Raw genomic sequence first — 10,841 nt, 5'->3', positions numbered from 1 at the left:
ACTGATTCACCGCTTTCGCGAGCAAGCCCGCTCCCACATTTGATTTGTGGTGTGCCTGCTAGAACGGCACATCTCCAAGAATCGTCGCCCGATGCATCACCCGCCGCTGCGGCCGGTAATCATCCACCGCGTAATGCTGGGTCACGCGGTTATCCCAGAACGCCACGTCATTTTCCTGCCAACGCCAGCGAATGGTGAATTCCGGCCGTGTTGCATGGGCAAACAGCAGCTTCAACACCACGTCGCTTTCCGCCGGCTCCAGTTCGTTGATCTTGCTGGTGAACCCCTCGCTGACGAACAGCGATTTACGCCCGCTCACCGGGTGTGTACGAATCACCGGGTGAGACAGCGGCGGGTTCTTGCGCCGGGCTTCTTCCCAGCGCGCCAAATCTTCCGGCGTGTTGCCATAACGCTCCAGCGGGAAGGAGCGGGTGAAGTCATGGGTTGCCGTCAAACCGTCCAACAGCTTTTTGAACGGCTCGGACAACGCCTCATACGCGGCAATCCCGCTGGCCCACAACGTATCGCCACCAAACTCCGGCAGCAGCTTGGCGCTGAGCACCGCGCCGAGGGCCGGGGTGGGCAGGAAGGTCACGTCGGTGTGCCAGATGGCGTTGTCGCGCACGTCGGTCACGGCGGTGTCGAGGATCAGCACTTCAGGCTGCTCCGGCACGTTGGGGTAGATCGGGTGAATGTGCAGGTCGCCGAAATTCGCCGCGAACCGCGCCTGTTGCTGCGGGTTGATCGGCTGGTTGCGGAAGAACAGCACCGAATGCTTGAGCAGCGCCTGTTCGATGGCGTCGCGGTCTTCAATGTTCAGCGGTTGGGTGATGTCGACGCCACTGATCTGGGCGCCAAGGGCGGTGCTGAGAGGTGTTACGGTCAGGCTGCTCATGGGATTCTCGTCGAAAATTTTTCAGTGTGCCTGGCCATGCCACGGCACCAATTTGCGCTGCAGGGCACGCAAGCCCATTTCCATGGCGAAGGCGATCAGCGCGATCACCAGAATCCCCAGCACCACCACGTCGGTGACCAGGAATTGCGCCGCGGACTGCACCATGAAGCCCAGGCCGCTGGTGGCCGCGATCAATTCTGCGGCTACCAGGGTCGACCAACCCACGCCCAGGCCAATTCGCACGCCGGTGAGGATGTCGGGCAGGGCGCTCGGCAGGATCACATGGCGAATCAGTTGTGCCCGGGTAGCGCCCAACGACTGCGCGGCGCGCAGTTTGGCCGGGTCGACGGTACGTACGCCGGTGGCGGTCGCGATGGCAATCGGCGCGAAAATCGCCAGGTAGATCAGCAGTACTTTGGACAGCTCGCCGATGCCGCACCAGATCACGATCAGCGGCAGGTAGGCCAGTGGTGGAATCGGCCGGTAGAACTCGATCAGCGGGTCGAGAATGCCCCGGGCGATGCGGTTGGAACCGATGGCAATCCCCACCGGCACAGCGGTCAGCACGGCAAAGCCGAGGCCCAGGCCGATGCGCTTGAGGCTCGCGCCCAGGTGCTGCCACAGGGTGGAATCCATGTAGCCGGTGGTCGCCAGCAGCCAGCCTTTTTGCAGCACGGCCGAAGGCGGTGGCAGGAACAGCGGCTCGATCAGCCCGCTGGCGGTCACGGCCCACCAGATGGCAACCAGGGTCACCAGGGTCAGCACGCTGATCCAGCGGGTGCTCAGGCTGCGGCGTACGGGCACGACGGGTTTGCTCGCCGGCTTGGTGGCCGTGGCCGGTAATTCGTAACTGCTCATGCGGACACCTGCCTTTGCGAGAACACCTTGCCCAGCACGTGTTCGCGGGTTTCGATAAAGCGCGGGTCGGACTTGATCGCGCGTGCCGACTCACCGGCGGCGTAGCGCTGGCCGAAGTCCAGGCTCAGGCGCTCGACGATCTGGCCGGGGTTGGGCGCCAGCAGAATCAAATCCGTGGCGAGGAACACCGCTTCTTCGATGTCGTGGGTAATCAGGAATACCGGTTTGGCCGTGCGCCGCCAGACTTGCAGCAACAGCTCCTGCATCTGTTCGCGGGTGAAGGCATCAAGGGCGCCGAAGGGTTCGTCCATCAGCAGTACGCGGGGGTCGGCAGCCAATGCACGGGCCAGTCCGACACGTTGCTTCTGGCCACCGGAGAGTTGCCAGATACGGCGGCTGTCGAAACCGGCGAGGTCCACCAGGGCGAGCATTTCCCGGGCGCGGATTTCCCGCTGGTCCTTGGGCACGCCTGCCAACTCCAGGCCGAAGCCGACGTTGGCCAGCACGTCCTGCCAGGGCAGCAGGGCGTCGTCCTGGAACACCACGCCGCGTTCGGCGCTCGGCCCCTTTACCGGCACACCGTCAAGGGTGATGCGCCCGGCGCTGGGTTCGACAAAGCCGGCAATCAGGTTCAACAGCGAAGTCTTGCCACTGCCGGAAGGGCCGAGGGCCACCAGCAATTGCTGGGGCCCAAGGCTCAGGGAAATATCTGCCAGTACTGGCTCCGGGCTGCCTGGGTACTGTGCGCTGATGCGCTCCAGTTGTAGCAAGGCCATCGCGGTTAACTCCTGGTATCAGTTAGTGATGAACTTCGGGCTGACGTACGGGGCGTAGTCCGGCAGTACGGCGTCGACCTTGCCTTGTTCCTTGAGGAACGCGGCGGTATCGGTGACAGCCTTGGTGGTCGGTGCGCCGAGCAGGGTGACCTGGTCAGCCGCCAGCGGGTAGACGTTGCCTTGCAGCAGCAGCGGAATGTCGCTGGCCTTGGCCCCGGAGAGCTTCACCAGTTTGTCGACGTTGCCTTTGTCAGCCAGCCAGGCTTGTGGGTCTTTGCGGTAAGCGGCATAGGCATCCAGGGTGACCTTGGCAAAAGCCGTGACGATTTCCGGGTGCTTCTCGGCGAAATCCTTGCGCACGATCCAGGCATCGAAGGTCGGCGCGCCGAACTTGGCCAGTTCGCCGGAGGTGATCAGCACCTTGCCGTTTTCCTTGGCTACGCCAAGCGCTGGGTCCCACACGTAGGTGGCGTCGATATCACCACGTTTCCAGGCGGCGATGATGGCCGGCGGGGCGAGGTTGAGGATGGTCACTTTGGACGGGTCGATGTTCCAGTGCTTCAACGCGGCCAGCAGGCTGTAGTGGCCGGTGGAAACGAATGGCACGGCGACTTTCTTGCCGATCAGGTCCTGCGGGCTGTTGATCCCGGAACCGTTGCGGGCCACCAGGGCCTCGGCCCCGCCGATCTGGGTGGCGATCAGGAAGGTTTCCACCGGAACCTTGCGGGTCACGGCAGCGGTCAGCGGGCTGGAACCGAGGTAGCCGATCTGCACGTCACCGGAAGCGATGGCGGCGATGATGTCGGCACCGTTGTCGAATTTGCGCCAGTCGATCTTGGCGTTGGTGGCTTTTTCGTAAGCGCCGTCGGCCTGGGCGACTTTCGCCGGGTCAACGGTGGTCTGGTAAGCGATGGTCACGTCGGCGGCCTGGGCAAACAGGCTGGCACCGGCCAGGGACAACGCCGCCAAGAGGCGAAGGGGGAAGTGCAGTTTCAAGGGGGAAGTCCTCATCAGGCGGCCGGAGGTCGGCGTGTGAGAAGACTAAATGATCTAAGAATCCGAAAATAAATAACATTTTCGAATTAGCTTATGAGGAGAAACTCGCGCGCCAGGCAGGAAGGCGCATAGGTCAAGTGTGGGAGCGGGCTTGCTCGCGAAAGCGGTGAATCAGTCACCGAATACATCGACTGATACAACGCTTTCGCGAGCAAGCCCGCTCCCACAGGGGTCTGTGTCAGGCTTTTAGTTGCTGATGGCGAGGATGCTCGCCTGGTACGACCCGACAAACACGTCAAAATCACCCACTTCGTTCTGCTCAAGCTCCGCCTGCTGCGCCAGCGAACTGCGCGCCAGCTCCTCAAAACGTGCCTGTTCCTCTGCCTTCAACGGCTCGCTGCGGAAGTACTCTGCATGCACCTGGCTCTGATGCAGCGAGAACTGCGCAAAGCTCTCTTTACGCTCGCTCATCGCCGCCAGCACCTGGGCCGACGGGGTCAGGGACGAATCCTTGACCTTCGCCAGCTGCGCGTCCAGCGCCTGGCTGTGTTCATTGATGCCCTGGCTCTGGTCCAGCATCGCCGCCAGCGGAGCAATCTGCTCCAGCAGCTCTGCCGCCCATTCCTTCATGTCCACCGATTCGCCACGGCGCTGCAATTGCAGGCCCGGACGGCGGCCTTCCTTGACCACGCTGAGGAAGTTGGAGGTGGCGTTGCCGCACTCATTGTCGGCGAACAGCGGGCTGTCATTCAGCGCGCAATACAGCAGGAACGCATCGAGGAAGCGCGACTCTTGCAAGTCGATGCCCATCGGCAGGAACGGGTTGATGTCCAGGCAGCGCACTTCAATGTACTGGATGCCACGGGCCATCAGCGCCTGGATCGGCCGTTCGCCGGTGTAGGTCACGCGCTTGGGCCGGATGTTGGAGTAGTACTCGTTTTCGATCTGCAGGATGTTGGTGTTGAGCTGAACCCACTCACCGTCCTTATGGGTACCGACTTCGACGTACGGTGCGTAGGGCGTTGCCACAGCTTCGCGCAGGCTGTCGGTGTAGCTCGCCAGGTCGTTGTAGCACGGCGTCAGGCCGGCCTGGGCGTTGCTCTGGTAACCCAGGTCGCTCATGCGCAGGCTGGTGGCGTACGGCAGGTACAGGGTGTCGGCGTCCAGCACTTCGAGCTGGTGCGAACGACCGCGCAGGAAACCCGCGTCCAGGGCCGGCGAGGCGCCGAACAGGTACATCAGCAGCCAGCTGTAGCGGCGGAAGTTACGGATCAGCGCGATATAGGCCGTGGACTGGTAATCCCGGTCGGTGCCCACAAAGCCTTCGGCTTCCTTGAGCAACGGCCAGAGGTCTTCCGGCAGGGAAAAGTTGTAGTGGATCCCGGCGATGCACTGCATGGTCTTGCCGTACCGCAGGGCCAGGCCCTTGCGATACACGTACTTGAGCTGTCCGATGTTGGAGGTGCCGTAGTAGGCAATCGGAATATCTTCCTCGGCCGGCAACGGGCACGGCATCGATGGACTCCACAGGTACTCGCTGCCGAGCTTGCTGTAGGCAAAACGGTGGATCTTGTCGAGGCTGCTCAGGGTATCGGCCGGGTTGGGCAACGCCGGCGTGATGAATTCAAGCAGCGACTCGGAATAGTCGGTGGTGATCTGTTCGTGGGTCAGTGCAGCGCCCAGGGCCTCGGGATGCGGCGTTTGTGCCAGTCGGCCTTCACCGGTGACGCGCAGGCATTCGCGCTCGATGCCGTGCAGGCATTGCTCGAGCAAAGAGAGGTGTTCGTGCTTGCCGAGCAGGGCCAGGCGGCGGTTGAGAAGTTCGCTCAAGTTGGATTCCTTCACGCGTCAGTCGCCCCAATATGGGGGTGGTCAGGACGGTCTACAAGGGTGAAGTGGAAACTGGCGTTATCGCCTGGTTTTTGAGCCGGATTGACCCACTCTGAAAGAGCCGCCCTCGTCCCTGAATCTGGCCATCGCGCACGAGGAAAAGTTCGGCGCAACTTTCGAAGCGCCGAAATTAACTCAAATCGATGACAGGGAGCTATAGGACAGCGAAGGTGCCTTGTGCTTTTGCGACCAGTTTTTCGTCCTGGTACACGTCCGCCTCGACCACCAGCGTGCGCCGACCCGGGTGAATCACTCGAGCGGTGCACAGCACATCGCCGTCGGAAACGGCGCGGATGTAGTTGATCTTGCATTCGATGGTCGCGCTCTGCTGGTCGAAACCATGGGAGCTGGAACACGCCAGCCCCATGGCAATGTCCACCAGGCTGAAGATCGCCCCGCCATGGAGCTTGCCAGCGCGGTTGCGCAACTGCGGTTCCAGGGTCAAGGCCACCTCGGCAACACCGGTTTCCAGGCGCTGCAGGCGGCAGCCAATGAGTTCGCTGAAAGCGCTGTGGGTCAAGCCGGCTGGCAGTTCCATTAACGTTTCTTCAGTTGTTTGGCGTTGGCGAACAGCGAAGCCATGGCGTTGTTGGCCGGGGCTGGCGCAGCGGTTTCCTTGCGGGGGGCGGCGCCTTGGGACTGGCGTGGCGCCGAGCCCGGGCGTGCGCCGCGGGCACCGTCGATTTTCTCGCCCGGGGTGTCGCTCATGCGCATCGACAGGCCGACGCGTTTGCGCGGGATGTCGACTTCCATGACCTTGACCTTGACCACATCACCGGCTTTCACCGCTTCACGCGGGTCCTTGATGAACTTCTCCGAAAGCGCAGAGATGTGCACCAAACCGTCCTGATGCACGCCGATATCCACAAACGCGCCGAAGTTGGTCACGTTGGTCACCACGCCTTCGAGGATCATCCCCAGTTGCAGGTCCTTGAGGTCTTCGACGCCTTCCTGGAATTCGGCGGTCTTGAACTCGGGACGCGGGTCGCGGCCAGGTTTTTCCAGCTCTTGCAGGATGTCGGTGATGGTCGGCACGCCGAAGGTTTCGTCGGTGTACTTCTTCGGGTCCAGGCGCTTGAGGAACGCGGCGTCGCCGATCAGCGAGCGGATGTCGCGGTCGGTTTCAGCGGCGATGCGTTGTACCAGCGGGTAGGCTTCCGGGTGGACAGCCGAGGAATCCAGCGGGTTGTCACCGTTCATGACGCGCAGGAAGCCGGCGGCTTGCTCGAAGGTTTTTTCGCCAAGGCGTGCGACTTTTTTCAGCGCTGCACGGGTCTTGAACGCACCGTTTTCGTCGCGGTGGGTCACGATGTTCTGCGCCAGGGTGGCGTTGAGGCCGGAGATGCGGGCCAGTAGCGCAACCGAAGCGGTGTTTACGTCCACGCCCACGGCGTTCACGCAGTCTTCAACCACGGCGTCCAGGCCGCGAGCCAGTTTCAGCTGCGACACGTCGTGCTGGTACTGGCCGACGCCGATGGATTTCGGGTCGATCTTCACCAGCTCGGCCAGTGGGTCCTGCAGGCGGCGAGCAATGGACACGGCGCCACGGATCGACACGTCGAGGTCCGGGAATTCCTTGGAAGCCAGTTCAGACGCGGAGTACACCGAAGCGCCGGCCTCGGAGACCATCACCTTGGTCATCTGCATGCCTGGGTATTTTTTGATCAGCTCGGCGGCCAGCTTGTCGGTTTCACGGCTGGCGGTGCCGTTGCCGATGGCAATCAGGTCCACCGAGTGCTTGGCGCACAGGGCGGCCAGGATGGCGATGGTCTGGTCCCACTTGTTGTGCGGCACGTGGGGGTAAACCGTGGCGTGATCCAGCAGCTTGCCGGTGGCGTCGACCACGGCAACCTTGCAGCCGGTGCGCAGGCCCGGGTCGAGGCCCAGGGTCGCGCGTGGGCCGGCGGGTGCGGCCAGCAGCAGGTCGTGCAGGTTGTGGGCGAATACGCTGATGGCTTCGGTTTCGGCGCCGTCGCGCAACTCGCCCAGCAGGTCGGTTTCGAGGTGGGTGTAGAGCTTGACCTTCCAGGTCCAGCGCACGACTTCACTGAGCCACTTGTCCGCAGGACGATTCTGATTCTGGATGCCGAATTGTTGACCGATCATGCCTTCGCACGGGTGCATGGTGCCTGGCAGCTCGTCGCCGACTTTCAGCGCGGAGCTCAGGATGCCTTCGTTGCGGCCGCGGAAAATCGCCAGTGCACGGTGGGACGGCATGCTTTTCAGCGGCTCGTCGTGTTCGAAGTAATCGCGGAACTTGGCGCCTTCCTCCTCCTTGCCGGCGATTACGCGGGCACTGAGGGTGGCTTCCTGCTTCAGGTAGTTGCGCAGTTTTTCCAGCAGGTTGGCGTCTTCGGCGAAGCGCTCCATGAGGATGTACTTGGCGCCTTCGAGGGCGGCCTTGACGTCGGCCACGCCTTTTTCGGCATCGACAAAGCGTGCAGCTTCGGCTTCCGGGGCCAGGGACGGGTCGTTGAACAGACCGTCGGCCAGCTCGCCGAGGCCGGCTTCCAGGGCGATCTGGCCCTTGGTGCGGCGCTTCTGCTTGTACGGCAGGTACAAGTCTTCGAGGCGGGTCTTGGTGTCGGCGAGCTTGATGTCGCGTTCCAGCTGCGGGGTCAGCTTGCCTTGCTCTTCGATGCTGGCGAGGATGCTGATACGCCGTTCGTCGAGTTCTCGCAGGTAGCGCAGGCGCTCTTCCAGATGCCGCAACTGGATATCATCGAGGCTGCCGGTGACTTCTTTACGGTAACGGGCGATGAAGGGCACTGTGGAGCCTTCATCCAGTAGAGCGACGGCCGCTTCGACCTGTTGTGGGCGTACGCCGAGTTCCTCGGCGATGCGGCTGTTGATGCTGTCCATAAAACCACCTGAAATTCTGAAAGCAGGCTCGCAGGCCCGGAAAACAAGGCTCGCGAGGCTGGTTGAGCGGCCCGTCTGGCGCCGCTGCCTGGGTCAAGAGGCAGCCTATTGACCCTCGAAATCGAAAAAATCACTACAAGCGGGTGAAAAAAATCCCCTGGCAGTAAACGGTAACGAACTGACGTTGCCCTGCACAAAGGCGCCGCATTATAACCAGCGTTCTGCCCTTGGGGGGATTGCCGCCAAGGTTGTAGGGCGCGGGTTCGCTGGCGGTAGAGGAAAAATCTGCTAACAATGCACACGGTGCGTATAACGGCAGCTACGCCATAATGCGCGCCGAGATAAGAGGAGCATCTAATGAGCAGCACTGCACAAACTGCTGAAGGCGAAAAAATTCTCATCGTTGATGACGATCCGGGGCTGAGCAGCCTGCTGGAGCGTTTCTTCAACTCCAAGGGCTACCGTGCCCGCGCGGTGCCAAACACCGAACAGATGGACCGCCTGTTGGGACGTGAAGTCTTCAACCTGGTGGTGCTGGACCTGATGCTGCCCGGCGAAGACGGCCTGACCGCCTGCAAACGCCTGCGCGGCGCCAACAATCAGATCCCGATCATCATGCTGACCGCCAAGGGCGATGAGCTGAGCCGCATCAAGGGCCTGGAACTGGGCGCCGACGATTACCTGGCCAAGCCGTTCAACCCGGACGAGCTGATGGCACGGGTCAAGGCCGTACTGCGTCGCCAGGCCGCCCCGGTACCGGGCGCTCCAGGCAGCGAAGACGAAAGCGTGACCTTCGGCGACTACGAGTTGTCGCTGGCCACCCGTGAGCTCAAGCGTGGCGATGAAGTGCACATGCTGACCACCGGCGAATTCGCCGTGCTCAAGGCACTGGTGATGAACGCTCGCCAGCCGCTGACCCGCGACAAGCTGATGAACCTGGCCCGTGGCCGTGAGTGGGACGCCCTCGAGCGCTCCATCGACGTACAGATCTCCCGTCTGCGCCGGATGATCGAGCCCGATCCATCCAAGCCGCGTTATATCCAGACGGTGTGGGGTGTGGGTTACGTGTTTGTGCCGGATGGCACTGCAACCAAGTGACCGATGATTTGCAGAGGCGGGCGTGCCGGTGATGACTCGATAAGAGTCAGCCGGTTGCCCGGCGTTTGCAATTCTGCGAGCTTGGCTCGCTCCTGCAAGGTGTTCAGCTGTCTTTTATGAAAACCCCGTTGTGGTTCCCGCAGAGTTTCTTCTCACGCACCCTTTGGCTGGTGCTCATCGTCGTACTGTTTTCCAAGGCCCTGACACTGGTTTATCTGTTGATGAACGAAGACGTGCTGGTGGACCGGCAGTACAGCCACGGTGTCGCGCTGACCTTGCGCGCCTATTGGGCCGCAGACCCCGAGAACCGCGAGAAGATCGCCAAGGCCGCTACCCTGGTCCGGGTCGCGGGCGCGGGCGTGCCCGAGGGCGAGCAACATTGGCCCTACAGCGAAATCTACCAGCGCCAGATGCAGGCCGAACTGGGTGAAGACACCGAGGTGCGGTTGCGCATGCATGTGTCGCCGGCGCTGTGGGTGCGAGCGCCGAGCCTGGGGGAGGACTGGCTGAAAGTGCCGCTGTATCCGCATCCGTTGCGGGGGCAGAAGATCTGGAACGTGCTGGGCTGGTTCCTGGCGATTGGCTTACTTTCCACCGCGTCTGCCTGGATTTTCGTGCGCCAGCTCAACCAGCCGCTCAAGCGCCTGGTGTTTGCCGCACGCCAGCTGGGCCAGGGCCGCAGTGTGCGCCTGCCCATCAGCGATACGCCGAGTGAAATGACCGAGGTGTACAGCGCGTTCAACCAGATGGCCGAGGATGTCGAACAGGCGGGGCGCGAGCGCGAGCTGATGCTGGCGGGGGTGTCCCATGACCTGCGCACGCCGCTGACGCGTCTGCGGCTTTCCCTGGAACTGATGGGTAACCACACCGACCTTACCGACGACATGGTTCGAGACATCGAGGACATGGACGCGATTCTCGACCAGTTCCTGGCGTTTATCCGCGATGGCCGGGACGAGGTGGTGGAAGAGGTCGACCTGACGGACCTGGTTCGCGAGGTGGTTGCGCCTTACAACCAGAATGGCGAACAGGTGCGCATGCGCCTGGAGCCGATCCAGCCGTTCGCGTTGCGTCGGGTTTCGATGAAGCGCCTGCTGAATAACCTGATTGGTAACGCGCTGCATCACGCCGGTTCCGATGTGGAAGTAGCAGCCTACGTTTCCGGGGATACCAGCGCGCCTTACGTGGTGCTGAGTGTCATGGACCGTGGGGCCGGCATCGATCCGGCGGAACTGGAAGGTATCTTCAACCCGTTCACCCGAGGCGACCGTGCCCGGGGTGGCAAAGGCACGGGCCTGGGGCTGGCGATTGTGCGGCGGATTGCTTCGATGCATGGCGGCAATGTCGAATTGCGCAACCGGCCGGATGGCGGCCTGGAAGCGCGAGTGCGCTTGCCGTTGGGGCTGATGTTGCCCAGGGACGCGGTCTAAATGTGGGAGCGGGCTTGCTCGCGAAGGCGGTGGGTC

At 62.3% G+C, this 10,841-nt stretch carries 9 protein-coding genes; 2 read left to right on the top strand and 7 right to left on the bottom strand.

The features are described 5' to 3' along the window. Window positions 1-58: 58 nt before the first annotated feature. The 7 genes from tauD to HX869_RS25310 form a co-directional block, all read right to left on the bottom strand. Entirely contained in the window at window positions 59-895 is an 837-nt protein-coding gene (tauD, locus tag HX869_RS25340) for a taurine dioxygenase (RefSeq protein ID WP_003213162.1), read from the bottom strand. Window positions 896-916: 21 nt separating this feature from the next. Further along, on the bottom strand, window positions 917-1,753 hold the full coding sequence (gene tauC, locus HX869_RS25335; protein ID WP_003213163.1) for a taurine ABC transporter permease TauC: 837 nt from the start codon (window positions 1,751-1,753) through the stop codon (window positions 917-919). Beyond that, window positions 1,750-2,529, bottom strand: coding sequence for a taurine ABC transporter ATP-binding subunit (tauB, locus tag HX869_RS25330; protein WP_023659332.1), 780 nt, complete (start codon window positions 2,527-2,529; stop codon window positions 1,750-1,752). The genes tauC and tauB overlap by 4 nt, the downstream gene beginning before the upstream one ends. 18 nt (window positions 2,530-2,547) lie before the next feature. Next, window positions 2,548-3,525: a taurine ABC transporter substrate-binding protein gene (gene tauA / locus HX869_RS25325; RefSeq protein WP_003213167.1), complete on the bottom strand. Its 978-nt coding sequence runs from the start codon at window positions 3,523-3,525 to the stop codon at window positions 2,548-2,550. Window positions 3,526-3,771: 246 nt separating this feature from the next. Then, window positions 3,772-5,355, bottom strand: a complete 1,584-nt coding sequence (gene gshA / locus HX869_RS25320; protein ID WP_008435798.1) for a glutamate--cysteine ligase — start codon at window positions 5,353-5,355, stop codon at window positions 3,772-3,774. Between the two features lie 214 nt (window positions 5,356-5,569). Next, complete coding sequence (locus HX869_RS25315; protein WP_003213170.1) at window positions 5,570-5,953, bottom strand: PaaI family thioesterase; 384 nt, start codon at window positions 5,951-5,953, stop codon at window positions 5,570-5,572. Continuing rightward, window positions 5,953-8,277 (bottom strand): Tex family protein, encoded by a 2,325-nt coding sequence (locus HX869_RS25310; protein WP_003213172.1) that lies wholly within the window; start codon window positions 8,275-8,277, stop codon window positions 5,953-5,955. Before HX869_RS25310 ends, HX869_RS25315 begins: the two co-directional genes overlap by 1 nt. Before the next feature lie 357 nt (window positions 8,278-8,634). Between HX869_RS25310 and ompR the strand changes: the two genes are divergently transcribed. Next, a complete protein-coding gene (gene ompR, locus HX869_RS25305) occupies window positions 8,635-9,375 on the top strand; it encodes a two-component system response regulator OmpR (RefSeq protein WP_003213175.1) in 741 nt (246 codons plus the stop codon). 116 nt (window positions 9,376-9,491) lie between these two features. Then, complete coding sequence (locus tag HX869_RS25300; protein ID WP_003213176.1) at window positions 9,492-10,805, top strand: ATP-binding protein; 1,314 nt, start codon at window positions 9,492-9,494, stop codon at window positions 10,803-10,805. Window positions 10,806-10,841 lie beyond the last annotated feature (36 nt).

Origin of the sequence: Pseudomonas sp. P7779, from assembly GCF_013386315.1 — a bacterium.
GTDB lineage: Bacteria > Pseudomonadota > Gammaproteobacteria > Pseudomonadales > Pseudomonadaceae > Aquipseudomonas.
Note: the sequence above shows the minus strand (reverse complement) of the source record. Positions and strands in the feature narration are given on the sequence as shown.